This is a genomic window from [Bacteroides] pectinophilus (assembly GCA_025146925.1).
Lineage (GTDB): Bacteria > Bacillota > Clostridia > Lachnospirales > Lachnospiraceae > Bacteroides_F > Bacteroides_F pectinophilus.
In genome coordinates, this window is record CP102260.1 from 690,529 (window position 1) to 707,432 (window position 16,904).

A 16,904-nucleotide genomic window follows, 5' to 3' on the forward strand; every position below is an offset into this window, starting at 1 on the left:
TTTTCAAGGCATATCAAGTTTGTGCGCAAGTGTTGTTATGCATGCTGACAGAATGCAGACTGCCAGACATCCGGTTATGCAGCTTAAGTCAATATTATTGCATAGAACGCCTCTGAATGCACCTATAATATAAGTTGCAGGTACCAATACAGCCGATTTTTGGAGAACTGAAGGCAGGAAAGCCTTCGGAACCAATCCTCCTGCAAGAAATACCATCAGCACAGTCATTATAAATAAAAGTATTATACCGGCACCTGTGTTATCTGACAGCGAAAGCAGCATCTGCGATAATGAGAATATAGCAGGTAATGCAAATGCCAGCATAAGCACGGATGACGGGCCGAATGCGGTAAATACGTCCTGTAATGTGTAACGTACCTGCGGTGATAATTCCGCTGCGGTAATAGCAATTCCGGCAATTATAAGAATCAGAATAAGATAAGCTGCACTGACAGCTGAAAATCTGCATGCGGATGAAATGATGTAAGGTACTCCGTTACGCTTTATTGCAGCCTGTGTACAGGAGTTCTCGCTGCGAAGAAGACTGATACAGGATATTGATGACAGCATTATAAGCAATACGGCACCCGTACAGAAATAGAACTGTATAAGTGTCAGGCTGCCTGTTGATGATATGGTTTCTTTGCTGAAATACACAGAGCGGTCAAGCGCATGCGAGAGGTATTTGTCATTAAGATACAGTTCGGCAGCGGCAATCTCATCCTTAAGGCCGTATCTGCCGCAATAGTCATCTACAGCGTATATGCCGGCCTGCGCGATTGCCAGGTCACCTACGCCGGCGTTCACAAGTTCTCGAAACAGTGGAGAAGATGATGTCGAACCGCTTTTTGGAAGGATTACCTGTGCGGGGGTGTTGGTTCCGTTCATAATATGTTCTATGAATTGTCCCGGAACAAGTATAATGGCATCCACCGAACCATCGCGCATATTATTAAAGGCATCATCCTCAGACATTTCCGTGAAGGAGCACTGATTTTTTACTGTATCAATCTCATTTATGAATGAAAATGCTGCGCGCGTGTATCTGTCGCTGTCTTCAGGAAGCACAAGCGCAACGTTAAGTGGTTCTTTGTGGCTGCTGCTATACAGAAGCTTTGTGCCGGCAAATGCAGCAAGCCCTGTAATTGAAGCAAAGCAGGCGGTTGTTGCAAGTATAACGGGAATCATTCTGAAAGCAGCTTTAATCTGTAAAGAGAAGAAAAGCAGTATTTTATTGAGCTGTATATTCATTGACGAACCTCCGGAATGCGGATATACCTGATCAGGGTGTCTGCAATGTCTGCGCTGCTGCGTACGGAACGCCTTAAGAATTCGAGTTCGGTAAGGCGGCCGCCTGCCATAAGATATATCCTGTCACACAGTTCCAGTTCACCGGTCTCATGGCTTGCTATTATGACTGTATTACCTGTGTTGACGTAAGAACGGAGATAATTCTTGATATCTTCCTTACATACGATGTCAAGAGATGCACCGGGTTCGTCAAGAATAAGTACCTGAGGATCACGGGCGATGGCACAGGCAATTGAAAGCCGCTTTTTCATGCCGCCGGACAGCTTGCTGACATCATAGCTGCGGTATGCATCAAGACCGAACCGGGAGAGTATTCCGCCTGCCATGTCGTCATCAATGCGGCGGCCTGTCTCACAGTACCAGAAGCGGAGATTATCATAGACACTCAGATGGCTTAACAGAGGATTGTCCTGCGGTACAAACCCTGTGTAGCGCAGGAATGTGCCACGTTCTTTCGTTGCATCATGGTTATCATAGAAAATATGGCCTGATTCAGCTTTGGAAGAGCCGGACAGAATACCAAGAAGAGTAGATTTGCCGCATCCGTTAGCACCTACGATGCCTATGCACTCACCATGTTCTGCGTAAAATGATGCACCGCGAAGAACTTCGCGTCTGCGGTAACTTTTGTGAATATCCCTTACCTCTATAAAACTCATAAATACTCCATTCTTATTCAAAATAAGCTGTTACACAAAGCAGGAACGACGATGGACGACGACAGCTTTATGTAACAGCTTATGATGTGTATTAGTTTAGTTATTCTCCTGATAATCAAGAGCAGCCTTGATGAAGCCCTTGAAGAGAGGATGTGGACGGTTAGGACGTGACTTGAGTTCAGGATGTGCCTGAGTACCGATGAACCAAGGATGGTCAACATTCTCAATCATCTCAACGATTCTTCCGTCAGGTGAGATACCTGAAAGCATTATGCCGTTATCTGTAAATGCCTTGCGGTAGTCATTGTTAACTTCGTAACGGTGACGGTGTCTCTCATGAATTGTCTCTGTGCCGTACATCTTATATGCGATGCTGTCAGTATTAAGAACACATGGATATGAACCAAGACGGAGTGTTCCGCCAATGTCATCAATTCCCTCCTGATCAGGCATAAGATGAATTACAGGATGAGTTGTCTCAGGTGAAAGCTCAACGCTGTGTGCATCTGTATATCCGAGAACATTACGTGCAAATTCTATAAGGGCAATCTGCATACCGAGGCAGATTCCAAAGTAAGGAATCTTATTCTCTCTTGCATACTGTGCTGCAAGAACCATACCTTCAATACCTCTGTCGCCGAATCCACCGGGAACGATAATTCCTGATACTCCGCCAAGAAGCTCATCGGCATTCTCCTTAGTAAGAAGCTCTGAATCAACCCATCTGATATCAACAGAAGCATAGTTGGCAACACCGCCATGCTTAAGAGCCTCGACAACACTTATATATGCATCGTGCAGCTGTGTATACTTACCGACAAGTGCAATACTTACGCTTGTCTTAGGATTCTTCCATGCAGTGCACATCTCACGCCATTCCTTAAGATCCGGTTCAGGACACTCAAGATTGAGGCATTCACATGCAACCTGTGCAAGATGCTCTTCTTCCATTGCAAGAGGAGCTTCATATAAAATATCTACGTCAAGGTTCTGAAGAACGTGTGAACTTGGAACGTTACAGAACAGAGCAATCTTGTCCTTGAGTCCCTTATCAAGCGGATGTTCTGAACGGCATACGATGATATCAGGCTGGATACCCATACCCTGAAGTTCCTTAACACTTGCCTGTGTAGGCTTGGTCTTCATCTCACCTGAAGCACGAAGGTAAGGTATAAGGGTAACGTGGATGAGAATTGCATTCTCACGGCCTACTTCATGCTGGAACTGCCTGATAGCTTCGAGGAAAGGCTGGCTTTCGATATCACCTACAGTTCCACCGACTTCGATAATTGCAATCTTGGTATCATCTGTTGAATAGTCGCGGTAGAAGCGGCTCTTAATCTCGTTAGTTATATGAGGAATTACCTGAACTGTTCCCCCGCCAAAGTCTCCGCGGCGCTCCTTGGAAAGAACCGACCAGTAGATCTTGCCTGTTGTTACGTTGGAATTCTTAGTAAGACTTTCGTCGATAAATCTCTCGTAATGTCCAAGATCAAGGTCTGTCTCAGCTCCGTCGTCAGTTACGAATACTTCACCATGCTGAATAGGGTTCATTGTACCCGGATCGATATTGATATAAGGATCAAACTTCTGCATTGTTACAGAAAATCCTCTTGACTTTAAGAGACGTCCAAGCGAAGCCGCTGTAATTCCCTTTCCTAAACCTGAAACAACACCACCTGTAACAAATACATATTTTACGGGCATGATTAACCTCCTTCGTAGTAACTCATATTAATAATCAAATAATAATTGTATCTTTACAAACACTTTTATAGTATACAACGAAAACATTTTAATTTCTACATGTATTTCAATATTTTTAAAATAAAAAATAAAACAGAAAATTACTACATACAAATTTCACATTATATGGAGTTGATTTTATTGCGGAAAATCCATATAATGATATAAGTGTCAGAAAAAATAATAATATATAGAAGAAAGAGAAAAATAATGGATAATAGACAGAACAATGGTCAGGGACCGAGAGGCGACGGGAACCGCGGACCCAAATTCAATCAGACAGTGGTAATTCTTTTGATAGCCGCGCTTATTACATTTATCGGTATAAGCTGGCTTAATGGCATGGTCAAGAATGCCACATACAAAGAGATAACATATGACGAATTCTTAAGCATGCTTGATGACGGAGAGATTGGAAAGGTATCATTCGAGCAGGACAGAATTCTTATTGAACCGGCAAAACAGAACAATTCAATGGGTGTTAAGTACACTTATTATACAGGATATATCAATGATGATGAGATAGTAAGCAAGCTTGAAGAGAGTGGAGTTACATTCAGTGGATACATTCCGAGCACTAATTCATCGGTTGTTGATTTCCTGCTTGCATATGTACTTCCGCTTTTGTTTATCTACCTGCTGTTTGGCCTTGTATACAGAAGAATGTCCAAAGGCGGCGGTGGCGGCATAATGGGAATGGGCGTTGGCAAGAGCAATGCCAAGGTATATGTCCAGAAGGAGACAGGAGTTACATTCCGTGATGTGGCAGGTCAGGATGAAGCCAAAGAGTCACTTACAGAGATAGTTGACTTCCTTCATAATCCTGATAAGTATTCCCACATCGGTGCCAAGCTTCCTAAGGGTGCTTTGCTTGTAGGTCCTCCGGGAACAGGTAAGACGCTTCTTGCGAAGGCTGTTGCAGGCGAGGCGAAGGTTCCTTTCTTTTCACTCTCAGGTTCGGATTTTGTTGAGATGTTTGTTGGTGTCGGTGCTTCAAGAGTAAGAGATTTGTTCAAGCAGGCACAGCAGTCGGCACCATGTATCATATTTATTGATGAGATTGATGCAATCGGTAAGAGCCGTGATTCAAAAATGGGCGGTAATGATGAACGAGAGCAGACTCTTAACCAGCTCCTCTCGGAGATGGACGGATTTGATGCATCCAAGGGTATATTTATCCTTGCAGCAACTAACAGACCGGATGTCCTTGATAAGGCGCTCTTAAGACCGGGAAGATTCGACAGAAGAATTATAGTTGATAAGCCGGATCTCAAAGGCCGTATAGATACGCTTAAGGTTCATTCAAAGGGCGTACTTATGGACGATACGGTAGATCTTGAAGCAATTGCACTTGCAACATCCGGTGCGGTAGGTTCAGACCTTGCCAATATGATTAACGAGGCTGCAATCATGGCAGTTAAGGCAGGAAGAAAGTATGTTTCACAGAAAGACCTGTTTGAAGCTGTTGAAGTTGTTATTGCAGGTAAAGAGAAGAAGGACAGAATCTTAAGCAAGGAAGAGAAGAAGACTGTTGCATATCATGAAGTAGGACATGCACTTATTACTGCGCTTAAGAAGCATGCTGAGCCTGTCCAGAAGATTACGATAGTTCCGCGAACGATGGGCTCACTCGGATATGTAATGCAGGTACCCGAGGAAGAAAAGTACCTCATGACCAAGGATGAGCTTATGACAAGGATTGTTACATGCCTCGGAGGAAGGGCAGCAGAAGAGCTTGTCTTTGACAGTGTTACAACCGGAGCATCCAATGATATTGAAAAAGCAACCAATATCGCAAGAGCTATGATAACGCAGTATGGTATGTCAGACAAATTCGGGCTTATGAGCCTTGAATCTGTTGAAAACAAATATCTTGACGGAAGGACTGTCCTTAACTGCAGCGATGTTACATCAGCTGAGATAGATTCAGAGGTAAAGGATCTTCTTAAGAGATGTTATGATGAAGCGAAGTCACTGCTTGCAGCTAACAGGGATGTGCTTGACAGAATAGCTGATTATCTGTATGAGGAAGAGACAATAACCGGTAAGCAGTTCATGGAGATATTCAATGACGTGAAGAATCCAAAGCCGGATACGGAAGAAAGCAGCGATGACAGCTCACTTCATGGCAGTGTATTTTCTGATATAGAGGATAATTTCAAAATCTGATAACCGGTATTACGATAACATAAGGCAGGGAATAAGCTGTTAAGGCTATGCCCTGCCTTATGTTTCTTATATTTTGCAAATGAACGGAGGGCAGCATGTTTGATATAGAAGAGGAGCTTAAAAAACTTCCGTCTAAGCCGGGAGTTTATATAATGCATGATAAGACGGATGCAATAATATATATCGGTAAGGCTGTAAGTCTTAAAAACAGAGTGAGACAGTATTTTCAGAGCAGCCGTAATCTGTCGGTCAAGATACAGCATATGGTTTCTAATATAGACCATTTTGAATATATAATTACAGATTCGGAGCTCGAAGCACTTGTGCTTGAGTGTAACCTTATCAAGGAGCACCGGCCGAAGTACAACACTATGCTTAAGGATGACAAGTCCTATCCTTTTATAAAGGTGACGGTTAATGAGAAGTATCCGAGAGTGTTATTTGCAAGAAGCATGAAAAAAGATAAGAGCAGGTATTTCGGGCCATATACGAGTGCAGGGGCGGTTAAGGATACGATTGAGCTTTTGTGCAGACTCTACAGGATAAGAACATGCAGCCGTAAGCTGCCGGCTGATATGTGTAAGGACAGGCCGTGTCTTAATTACCATATTAATCAGTGCAGTGCGCCGTGTCAGGGATATATAAGCGAAGAAGAATACAAGGAGTCTGTGCGTCAGGTTATAGATTTCCTTAACGGCAATTACTCAGAGATTCTTAATAAGCTCAAAGATAAGATGATGGAAGCATCCGATAAGATGGAATATGAGGACGCGGCGCAGTACCGTGACCTGATAACCAGTGTAAAGCAGATAGCGCAGAAGCAGAAGATTACAGACAGTGATTTTGAGGACAGGGACGTAATTGCATGTGCAATTCAGGGCGATGACGCTGTTGTTCAGGTATTCTTTATCAGAGGCGGCAAACTTCTCGGAAGAGAACATTTTCATATGAATGTAGCTGCCAGTGACAGCAGAATGGAGATTGTCCAGGAGTTTATGAAGCAGTATTACGGAGGAACTCCGTATATACCGGGGATAATTATGGTTCAGGATGAGCTTTCCGAAAAAGATATCATCAGTGAATGGCTTACTTCAAGACGCGGACTTAAGGTGTCAATTCTTGTGCCTAAGAAGGGTACAAGGGAAAAGATGGTTGAGCTTGCATTCAAGAATGCACAGATGGTTCTTGATAAGGATAATGAGAGAATCAAAAATGAACAGAAGAAGACGGTCGGTGCAATGCAGGAGATTGCTGACTGGCTCGACCTTGGAACGATAAAGCGTGTTGAGGCATATGATATCTCCAATACAAACGGTATAGAGTCTGTAGGTTCAATGGTTGTGTTTGAAGACGGCAGACCTAAGAATAATGACTACAGAAAGTTCAGGATAAAGACTGTCAAGGGGCCTGATGATTATAAGAGTATGCGTGAAGTCCTTACAAGAAGATTCACAAGAGGAATGGAAGAAAGAAGAATTCTTGTGGAACAGGAACATAAGGACAGACTTCTTGCCGAGCAGGAGATTGTAATAGATGAGGCAGCAGGCGGTGAAACAAAGGAAAAGATACATCTGGCAGGATTCAATGTATATCCTGATCTTATCATGATGGATGGAGGACGCGGCCAGGTTAATATTGCGCTGGATGTCCTTAATGAACTGGGACTTGATATTCCGGTATGCGGTATGGTTAAGGATGACAATCACAGAACAAGAGGACTTTATTATAATAATGTAGAGATTCCGATAGACAGGCACAGTGAGGGCTTCAAGCTTATAACAAGAGTACAGGATGAAGCGCACAGATTTGCAATTGAATACCACAGAAGCTTGAGAAGCAAAGCACAGGTAAGCTCAGTCCTTGATGACATTGAAGGGGTAGGACCGGCAAGGCGCAAGGCTCTTATGAAGCATTTCCTTGATATTAACGTGATAAGAAATGCAGACGTGGAAGAGCTGATGCAGGCGGACGGGATTACAAGGCAGGTGGCCGGGAATATTTACAGATATTTCCATTAAGCGTCAGTGGCGATGGCATAACATGTCATCCGATAATTAATCAAATATCTTTGCTTTGGCGGTTGATAGATAAACACTGATAGATTATAATATATTCAAAACAGCGTGAAAAGTGCGCAGGAATGAGGTATATAATGGCGGCATCTGAAAAGGTTAAGTTATCCAAAATAATTAAAAAAATGCAGCTTGTCAATAAGACACCGCAGATAGATACACGTACAATCTGGGTTCACCAGCCTGATGTTAACAGACCGGCACTCCAGCTTGCAGGTTTTTATGATCATTTTGATAATGAGAGAATACAGGTAATAGGCTATGTTGAGCAGGCATACCTTGATTCCATTTCGGCTGATGAGAGAAAGTTAAGATATACACAGCTTCTTTCAAGCAACATTCCATGCGTTGTATTCTGCAGGGATCTTGAACCTGAGGAGTGCATGCTTGAGATAGCACTTAAGTATGGTGTTCCTATTCTTAAGTCACATGATGCCACATCATCATTTATGGCAGAGACAATCAGATGGCTGAATGTGCAGCTTGCACCTTGTATTGTTATTCATGGCGTATTAGTTGATGTATACGGCGTAGGCGTACTTATAACAGGCGAGAGCGGAATAGGTAAGAGTGAAGCGGCTCTTGAACTTATCAAGAGAGGACACAGACTTGTGACGGATGATGCTGTTGAGATACGTAAAGTGAGTGATGAGACACTTATTGGTACGGCACCGGGAATCACCAAGTATTTTATTGAACTTCGCGGAATAGGTATTGTCGATGTCAAGACGCAGTTTGGTGTAGAGAGTGTCAAAGAGACACAGCAGATTGACATGGTTATCAAGCTTGAAGATTGGAATCGTGAGAAGGAATATGACAGACTTGGTCTTGAGGAAGAGTATATAGAATACCTCGGTAATAAGGTTGTGTGCCATACACTTCCTGTGCGTCCGGGACGTAACCTTGCTGTTATAGTTGAGACCGCAGCGGTTAATCACAGAACTAAGGTTATGGGTTATAATGCTGCCAAGGAGCTTTACAGAAGAGTTCAGGAGAACCTCATGAAGACAGAGGATGATGATTATGATGAAGACTGATACCGGTTATGAAAAAAGATATTATTTCGGCATAGATATTGGCGGCACTTCGGTCAAGGCTGCAGTATTTGATGAGAGCGATAACACGGTCGGTACATATGAATTTGCAACTGATAAGGAAGACAACGGAAGCCACATACTTAATGATGTGGCTGACTTTGTTTCTTCATGGATGAATGAGAATGGCGCTGATGCATCTGTAATCGGCGGAATCGGAATAGGTGTTCCGGGTGCCGTGCTTGATGACGGAACGGTTAACGGCTGCGTTAATCTTGGCTGGGGCGTTGTTAATGTGAAGGCGGAACTTGAAAGACTGACCGGCATAAGGACTGTTGCAGGCAATGATGCCAATGTGGCTGCACTTGGTGAATATGCCGGTTATTATGCGGGGCTGTCATCATTCTTTTTTGTTACGCTCGGAACTGGTGTCGGTGGCGGTCTGATAATGAATGGAAGACCGGTGTGCGGCATTAACGGAGCGGCTGCGGAGATTGGACACCTTCCGATTGTTACTGATGAAGACAGAATGTGTACATGCGGCAAGAAAGGGTGCCTTGAACAGGCAGCGTCCGCAACGGGTATTGTGCATGAAGCATTAAAACGCCTTAACAGTGCGTCGGACAGCAGTGCTGCCGTATCATCGCTTCAGAAGTATGATAAAGCTGCACTTACTGCAAAAGATGTATTTGATGAGGCAAAAGCAGGAGATATTGTGGCCGGGAGTGTAATAGACAGGGCTGCAGAGTATCTTGGCAGAGGAATAGCATGCGTTGCATGTGCGGTTAATCCCGAATGTATAGTTATAGGCGGAGGGATGGCGGCAGCAGGGGAATATTTCCTTGATAAGGTGCGCGCAAGTTACAGGGCAAATGTATTCTATCCTATGAAGGATACTCCGATTGTGAAGGCAGAACTCGGCAATGATGCCGGGGTATATGGAGCAGCGCATCTTGTAATGCCTTCCAGTAATAATGAAAGGAAATAGTCATTTTGATAGTCTGTGATTCAGAGTTTGTAAAAGAGATTGGCAATATAACCGGAGTGGATAATATATTGTGCAATGAGAGCATGAAGACGCATACTACCCTTAGAATCGGAGGCAATGCGGATTATTTTGTTATGCCGCGCTCCAATGAAGGACTGCGTGACGTTATTAAGTGTGCAAAGAAGTATGGCATAGAGTATTATATTCTTGGCAATGGAAGTAATCTGCTTGTTGCAGATGCCGGATATCGTGGAATGATGATATATACAGGCAGATATTTTGATAAGATATCCTATGACGGGGCTGATAAGGCTGGTGCGGCTTGTAATACCGATGCAGATGAATGTGTAGTATATGCACAGTCAGGGGTAAGGCTTTCAAGGCTCGGCAACAGTCTTATGGAACGGGCTTATACAGGATTTGAATTCGCGGCGGGAATACCGGGGACGGTAGGAGGCGCGGTAGTGATGAATGCGGGAGCTTACGGCGGAGAGATTAAGGATGTAATAGTTGCTGCAGAGGTGCTGACTAAGGATGGCAGGATAATAACGCTGACAAAGGATGAGCTGAAGCTGGGATACAGAACAAGTATAATTGCTTCGGAAGGTTATGTTGTACTCGGAGCGTGGTTTAAGCTGCGCAGAGGCGACAGAGAGCAGATAAAGCAGAGGATGAAGGAACTTGCCGGATTAAGAAAGGATAAGCAGCCGCTTGAGTATCCAAGCGCAGGAAGTACATTTAAGAGACCGGAAGGATATTATGCCGGCAAACTTATCTCAGATGCAGGATTAAAAGGATACCGTATCGGAGGGGCTATGGTTTCTGACAAACATGCCGGATTTGTGATTAATGTAAAAGACGCAACGGCAGCGGATTTTATTGCCCTTACAGATGCTGTCAGGGATAAAGTATATGATATGTATGGGGTGCGTCTGGAACTTGAAGTTAAGGTTATCGGACAGATTTAGATAGGAGATTCAGTATGAGAATGGTAATTGTGACCGGAATGTCCGGTGCAGGTAAATCTACGGCGCTGAAGGTTCTTGAGGATGCAGGTTATTACTGCTGTGACAATATGCCGATTTCGCTTGTTATCAAGTTTGCTGAGCTGGCTTCATCAAAGGAATCGTCAAGAGAGAATATCGCACTTGGTGTGGATATAAGAAGCGGAGATGCATTAGATGAGTTTTCAGACGTACTCGAAGAGATGGGCCGGAGGAGATATGATTACAGAATACTATTTCTTGATGCCAATGACGATGTACTTGTTAAGAGATATAAGGAGACAAGAAGGGCACATCCGCTTGCCAATGGCGGAAGAATAGACCACGGAATCAGGCTGGAGAGAGAAAAACTGCGCTTCCTTAAGGATAAGGCGGATTATATAATTGATACGAGCCAGCTCCTTACAAGAGAGCTGAAGCAGGAGATAGAGAAGATATTTGTCGGTGACGGAAAGTTCAGCAATCTGTATATTACGGTGCTTTCATTCGGCTTCAAATACGGCATACCGGCTGATGCTGATCTTGTATTTGACGTAAGATTTCTTCCTAATCCATATTATGTGGAGGGGTTACGTAATCTCACAGGTAATGATAAGGAGATACAGGATTATGTCATGCAGTTTGATACGGCATCTGAGTTCCTTGATAAGCTTGAAGACATGCTGCGTTTTCTGATACCTAATTATGTGCTTGAGGGCAAGAACAGCCTTGTTATAGCTATAGGCTGCACCGGAGGCAAACACAGGTCAGTAACGCTTGCTAACGCAATATCAGAGAGACTGAGCGGAATGGAGTATGGTATTAAGACAGAACACCGTGATATAGATAAGGACAGGAAGAGAAGCTAATGTCATTTTCATCAGAAGTAAAAGAGGAACTTTCAAGACATACAGGTACGGCGAGACATTGCCAGATTGCGGAATTCGCGGCGATTGCCGGCCTTTGCGGGAGAATATCATCAGCCGGTGACGGAAGCGTTACGCTTGTTATATCAACCGAAAATGAAATAGTTGCAAGAAAGTGCTTTACATTATTGCGAAAAACATTTAATATAAATGCTTGTAATCCTGTTAACATTGACGAGATTAAAAGAGGCAATGTATACGAGATAAAGATTGACGACAGTGAGCAGGTTATAAGAATCCTTCAGACACTTAAGGTGTATGAGGATGGAAGGGTGGCCAATGCGAAGTGGCTTGTCAATCCGATGCTTATTCAGATGACATGCTGCAAGAGAGCTTTTATAAGAGGAGCATTTCTTGCGTCAGGTTCAATAAGTGATCCGAATAAGTTTTATCATCTTGAGATTGTGTGCGACACACCATCACAGGCCTGCCAGATCAGGGATGTCATGAATACGTTCGGTGCTGAGGCTAAGGTTATACAGCGTAAGAAGTATTATGTCGTGTATGTAAAGGAAGGTACACAGATTTCAGATCTGCTCAACGTCATGGAAGCAGGCGTTGCTCTTATGAACTTTGAGAATGTCCGTATTGTGAAGGAGATGCGCAACAGTGTTAACAGGCAGGTGAACTGTGAAACAGCGAATCTTAATAAGACGGTATCAGCTGCAGTAAGGCAGATAGAGGATATTGAACGTATCAGGGATACCGTAGGACTTGAATATCTGGCACCTGGGCTCAGGGCTGTTGCGATAGCGCGTCTGGAGAATCCGGATATGAATCTTAAGGATCTGGGTGAGATATTAGACCCGCCGGTAGGAAAGTCAGGGGTTAATCACAGACTCCGCAAGATAGGAGAGATTGCGGCAGAATTAAGTGGAGGAGACATCTAATGATAACTAAGAATATTACAGTTGATCCTGCATCAGTAGCAGATGCAAGTACTACAGCAATGCTTGTACAGATAGCAAGTCAGTTTGACAGCAGCATTCATGTGAAGTATGGCGAGAGACAGTTCAACGCCAAGAGCATAATGGGTATGATGACACTTGGAATCACTCCTGGGGCAGAGATTGCAGTAACTGCAGATGGAAGTGATGAACAGGGGGCAATAGACAGAATATCAGATTTTCTTTCAGCTAAGTAAGACAGATTATACAGCTCCGGCATGCAGATTAATAAGTCTGTATGCCGGAGTTTTTGTTTTATGCTGATATATTTTATGCTATAATAGACAACAGCGGTTAGAAAGCAATTAAGCTATGAGTAAGCTATATAAGTTATAGAATTACAGGATTATGGAATGTCCGCATAGAGGCGGACCGGAATGGAGATAAGAATGGCATTTACACACCTTCATGTGCATACGGAATACAGTCTGCTTGACGGCCTGAGTAAGATTAATGAGATTGTGTCGCAGGCTAAGAAGCTGGGCATGGACAGCCTTGCTATTACAGATCATGGTGTCATGTATGGCGTGATCGATTTTTACAGGGCAGCCCTGAAGGAAGGAATTAAACCTATTATCGGATGCGAGGTATATGTTGCACCGGGGTCGAGATTCGACAAAGAGGCAGGGGCGGGAGATGACAGATATTATCATCTTGTACTTCTTGCTGAGAATGATACGGGATATCATAATCTTATGAAGATAGTGTCCAAAGGTTTTGTTGAAGGTTTTTACTATAAGCCGCGTGTGGATTATGAAGTCCTTAGCGAATATCATGAGGGTGTAATTGCATTGAGCGCCTGTCTTGCCGGTGAAGTGCAGAGATATCTTGCACGTAATATGTATGAAGAGGGCGTTAAGGCGGCACTGAGGTATCAGGAGATATTTGGCAAAGGCAATTATTTTCTTGAATTACAGGATCATGGAATACCTGAGCAGAGGTTTGTCAACCAGCAGCTTATGAGAATGAGCAGAGAACTCGGTATAGACCTTGTTGCAACTAATGATGTGCATTATACATTTGCAGATGATGCTTCAGCACATGATATCCTGCTGTGTATACAGACATCCAAGAAGATTACTGATACTGACAGAATGAAGTATGAAGGCGGGCAGTATTATCTCAAGTCTGAGCAGGAGATGAGGGAACTGTTTGCTTATGCACCGCAGGCACTTGATAATACTGCTAAGATTGCGGCAAGATGTAATGTTGAGATAGAATTCGGTGTACAGAAGCTCCCTAAGTACGATACACCGGCGGTCTATGCTTCATCCTCAGAGTATCTGAGATGGCTGTGTAACAGGGGATTTGGGAAAAGATACCCCGATGCGCCTGAGGATGTAAGAAAACGCCTTGACTACGAACTTTCTGTAATAAATGAGATGGGATATGTTGATTATTTCCTGATTGTATGGGACTTTATCAATTATGCCAAGAGCAACGATATAAGTGTCGGACCGGGGAGGGGTTCGGCAGCGGGAAGTGTTGTTGCATACTGCCTTGAGATAACGGATATTGACCCGATAAAGTACAGTCTTATCTTTGAAAGATTCCTTAACCCGGAACGAGTTTCAATGCCCGATATTGACGTTGACTTCTGTTTTGAGAGAAGACAGGAGGTAATTGATTATGTCGTAAGAAAATACGGCAAGGACAGAGTATGCCAGATTGTAACATTCGGAACGATGGCAGCCAGAGCGGTCATTAAGGATGTGGGCCGCGTACTTGATCTGCCTTATGCACTGCGCGATTCGGTATCAAAGATGATACCGAGAGAGCTTGGAATCACAATAGATAAGGCGATAGAGATGAATCCTGAGCTTAAGGCGCTATACAACAGTGATGAGACAGTACATGACCTTATAGATAAGTCAAGAAGACTTGAGGGACTTCCCCGCCATGCCTCAATGCATGCTGCCGGTGTTGTCATCAGCCAGAAGGCGGTAGATGAGTATGTGCCTCTTTCAAGAGGCTCCGACGGTTCGATAGTTGCACAGTTTGTCATGACAACGCTGGAGGAACTTGGCCTTCTTAAGATGGATTTCCTTGGACTGCGTACGCTTACTGTAATACAGAGCGCAGAGCACATGGTAAGAAAAGTTGTTCCGGATTTTGATATTGATAAGATAGATTATAATGACGCGGCTGTGTTCGATATGCTTAGCACAGGCAGAACTGAAGGTGTATTCCAGCTTGAAAGTTCGGGGATGAAGTCTTTCATGAAAGAACTTAAGCCACACAGCATGGAGGATATTATAGCCGGTATATCACTGTACCGTCCGGGTCCTATGGACTTTATTCCGCAGTATATAAAAGGTAAGAATGACCGCAGCAGCATAGTCTATGACTGTCCGCAGCTTGAGCCTATACTTGAGCCTACATACGGATGTATTGTCTATCAGGAGCAGGTTATGCAGATTGTGCGTGACCTTGCCGGATATTCATGGGGGCGAAGTGACCTTGTGCGCCGTGCAATGTCTAAGAAAAAAGCATATGTAATGGAACAGGAGCGCAGGAACTTTATATACGGCAACCCTGAAGAGAATGTTAAGGGGTGTGTCAATAATGGTATTGATGAGAAGGTCGCAGGACACATTTACGATAACATGATTGATTTTGCCAAGTATGCGTTCAATAAGTCACATGCGGCATGTTATGCGGTTGTAGCATATCAGACAGCATTTCTTAAGACGCATTATCCTACGCAGTTCATGGCAGCGCTTATGACATCAGTTATCGATAACAGTACCAAGGTTGCAGAATACGTGATGGCATGCCGCCAGATGGGGATAGATATACTTCCTCCGGATGTCAACGAGGGAGAGTATGGATTCTCTGTATCGGGCAATGCAATACGCTATGGACTGTCTGCCATCAAGAGCCTTGGAAGACCTGTTATAGAAGCTCTTGTGAATGAACGCAGTGAGAACGGAAAGTTTAAGAATCTGAGGGACTTTATAGAGCGTATGGGCAAAGAAGCCAATAAAAGGACTATAGAGAACTTCATAAAGTCAGGAGCATTTGACTGCTTTGAGGGCAACAGAAGACAGCAGATGCTTGTGTATTCGCAGATAGTTGACGATGTGGCACGTAATGAGAAGAATTCCCTGACAGGGCAGATGTCCCTGTTTGATTTTGTTGATGAAGAGACTAAGGCGGAGTTTGAGATAAAGATGCCGGATGTCCCGGAATACGGCAAGAAAGAGCTTCTTGCATTTGAAAAGGAGGTTCTTGGAATATATGTAAGCGGACATCCTCTTGATGAATATATTGATATGTGGAACAAATACACAACGGCAAGGACATCTGATTTTGAACCTGAAGATGAAGATGCACAGCAGCCGCAGATGGCAGAACGTACACAAAATGTGCTCAGGGTAGACATGTCAGAGTATATGAATACTCCCGGCGGCGTTAAGGACTACGTCCCTGACTATGTTGATGTAGGTTCACCTTCTGATGAGGGCGGCAGGGATGAAGGTGCATTAAGAGATGGCGATGAGGTTACAATCGGTGGAATTATCACTGATAAGACAGTGAAGTCAACCAAGACTAACCAGCTTATGGCGTTTGTTACCGTTGAGGATATGTACGGAACTGTCGAGGTTATTGTATTTCCACGAAGCTACAATGACAACCGTGCAAAGCTTGAGGTTGATGAAAAGGTATTTATCAGCGGAAGGGTCTCACTTGAAGCAGATGCAAAGGGCAGAGTTATTCTGAACAGGGTCATCACGTTTGATGAGGTACCGAGAAAATGCTGGATACAGTTCGAGGATATGGAGCAGTTCAGGCAGAAGGAACAGAGGCTGTATGATATAATAAGAACATCGGACGGCCATGACGGAATGGTTGTATACTGCCGTAAGGAAAAACAGATGAAAAAGCTGCCGATGAGCTGTAATGTCTGCATAGACGATGAACTGAAGAAAGCGCTTATGGCTGAATTTGGAGAGGATAATGTTAAGGTTACGTTATAGCCCGGCTCTTTATAGCCCACATTGAAGCCTGCGTCAGAGCGGATATACTGTCTGCTTTAATGCAGGCTTGTGCAAACGTGCGGTAAATT

Annotated in this window: 12 protein-coding genes; 9 read left to right on the forward strand and 3 right to left on the reverse strand. The window is 43.8% G+C overall.

The window, feature by feature from the left end:
• Positions 1-3: 3 nt before the first annotated feature.
• The 3 genes from NQ488_03230 to NQ488_03240 all read right to left on the reverse strand — a co-directional run bounded on the left by NQ488_03230 (position 4) and on the right by NQ488_03240 (position 3,677).
• Complete coding sequence (locus NQ488_03230; GenBank protein ID UWN96339.1) at positions 4-1,251, reverse strand: ABC transporter permease; 1,248 nt, start codon at positions 1,249-1,251, stop codon at positions 4-6.
• A complete protein-coding gene (locus NQ488_03235; protein ID UWN96340.1) occupies positions 1,248-1,970 on the reverse strand; it encodes an ABC transporter ATP-binding protein in 723 nt (240 codons plus the stop codon). The genes NQ488_03230 and NQ488_03235 overlap by 4 nt, the downstream gene beginning before the upstream one ends.
• 96 nt (positions 1,971-2,066) lie before the next feature.
• A complete protein-coding gene (locus tag NQ488_03240) occupies positions 2,067-3,677 on the reverse strand; it encodes a CTP synthase (protein UWN96341.1) in 1,611 nt (536 codons plus the stop codon).
• Between the two features lie 249 nt (positions 3,678-3,926).
• Here NQ488_03240 and ftsH point away from each other — a divergent pair, with 249 nt between their 5' ends.
• The 9 genes from ftsH to NQ488_03285 all read left to right on the forward strand — a co-directional run bounded on the left by ftsH (position 3,927) and on the right by NQ488_03285 (position 16,815).
• Positions 3,927-5,885: an ATP-dependent zinc metalloprotease FtsH gene (ftsH, locus tag NQ488_03245; GenBank protein UWN96342.1), complete on the forward strand. Its 1,959-nt coding sequence runs from the start codon at positions 3,927-3,929 to the stop codon at positions 5,883-5,885.
• Between the two features lie 95 nt (positions 5,886-5,980).
• Positions 5,981-7,903: an excinuclease ABC subunit UvrC gene (gene uvrC / locus NQ488_03250; GenBank protein UWN96343.1), complete on the forward strand. Its 1,923-nt coding sequence runs from the start codon at positions 5,981-5,983 to the stop codon at positions 7,901-7,903.
• Positions 7,904-8,037: 134 nt separating this feature from the next.
• Positions 8,038-8,994, forward strand: a complete 957-nt coding sequence (gene hprK, locus NQ488_03255; GenBank protein ID UWN96344.1) for an HPr(Ser) kinase/phosphatase — start codon at positions 8,038-8,040, stop codon at positions 8,992-8,994.
• Complete coding sequence (locus tag NQ488_03260; protein ID UWN96345.1) at positions 8,981-9,979, forward strand: ROK family glucokinase; 999 nt, start codon at positions 8,981-8,983, stop codon at positions 9,977-9,979. The genes hprK and NQ488_03260 overlap by 14 nt, the downstream gene beginning before the upstream one ends.
• A 5-nt stretch (positions 9,980-9,984) precedes the next feature.
• The gene (murB, locus tag NQ488_03265; GenBank protein UWN96346.1) at positions 9,985-10,947 is read left to right on the forward strand and encodes a UDP-N-acetylmuramate dehydrogenase; all 963 of its coding nucleotides are present in this window, start codon (positions 9,985-9,987) and stop codon (positions 10,945-10,947) included.
• Positions 10,948-10,961: 14 nt separating this feature from the next.
• Complete coding sequence (gene rapZ, locus NQ488_03270; protein ID UWN96347.1) at positions 10,962-11,831, forward strand: RNase adapter RapZ; 870 nt, start codon at positions 10,962-10,964, stop codon at positions 11,829-11,831.
• Entirely contained in the window at positions 11,831-12,778 is a 948-nt protein-coding gene (whiA, locus tag NQ488_03275) for a DNA-binding protein WhiA (protein ID UWN96348.1), read from the forward strand. Before rapZ ends, whiA begins: the two co-directional genes overlap by 1 nt.
• Positions 12,778-13,032: an HPr family phosphocarrier protein gene (locus NQ488_03280; GenBank protein UWN96349.1), complete on the forward strand. Its 255-nt coding sequence runs from the start codon at positions 12,778-12,780 to the stop codon at positions 13,030-13,032. The genes whiA and NQ488_03280 overlap by 1 nt, the downstream gene beginning before the upstream one ends.
• Before the next feature lie 192 nt (positions 13,033-13,224).
• On the forward strand, positions 13,225-16,815 hold the full coding sequence (locus NQ488_03285; protein UWN96350.1) for a DNA polymerase III subunit alpha: 3,591 nt from the start codon (positions 13,225-13,227) through the stop codon (positions 16,813-16,815).
• Positions 16,816-16,904: the final 89 nt, after the last annotated feature.

Excerpts from the sequence above, each read along its gene's own strand:
- NQ488_03230 (UWN96339.1), bottom strand. The coding sequence starts at position 1,251 with ATGAATATACAGCTCAATAAAATACTGCTTTTCTTCTCTTTACAGATT.
- NQ488_03235 (UWN96340.1), bottom strand. The coding sequence starts at position 1,970 with ATGAGTTTTATAGAGGTAAGGGATATTCACAAAAGTTACCGCAGACGC.
- NQ488_03240 (UWN96341.1), bottom strand. The coding sequence starts at position 3,677 with ATGCCCGTAAAATATGTATTTGTTACAGGTGGTGTTGTTTCAGGTTTA.
- ftsH (UWN96342.1), top strand. The coding sequence starts at position 3,927 with ATGGATAATAGACAGAACAATGGTCAGGGACCGAGAGGCGACGGGAAC.
- uvrC (UWN96343.1), top strand. The coding sequence starts at position 5,981 with ATGTTTGATATAGAAGAGGAGCTTAAAAAACTTCCGTCTAAGCCGGGA.
- hprK (UWN96344.1), top strand. The coding sequence starts at position 8,038 with ATGGCGGCATCTGAAAAGGTTAAGTTATCCAAAATAATTAAAAAAATG.
- NQ488_03260 (UWN96345.1), top strand. The coding sequence starts at position 8,981 with ATGATGAAGACTGATACCGGTTATGAAAAAAGATATTATTTCGGCATA.
- rapZ (UWN96347.1), top strand. The coding sequence starts at position 10,962 with ATGAGAATGGTAATTGTGACCGGAATGTCCGGTGCAGGTAAATCTACG.
- whiA (UWN96348.1), top strand. The coding sequence starts at position 11,831 with ATGTCATTTTCATCAGAAGTAAAAGAGGAACTTTCAAGACATACAGGT.
- NQ488_03280 (UWN96349.1), top strand. The coding sequence starts at position 12,778 with ATGATAACTAAGAATATTACAGTTGATCCTGCATCAGTAGCAGATGCA.
- NQ488_03285 (UWN96350.1), top strand. The coding sequence starts at position 13,225 with ATGGCATTTACACACCTTCATGTGCATACGGAATACAGTCTGCTTGAC.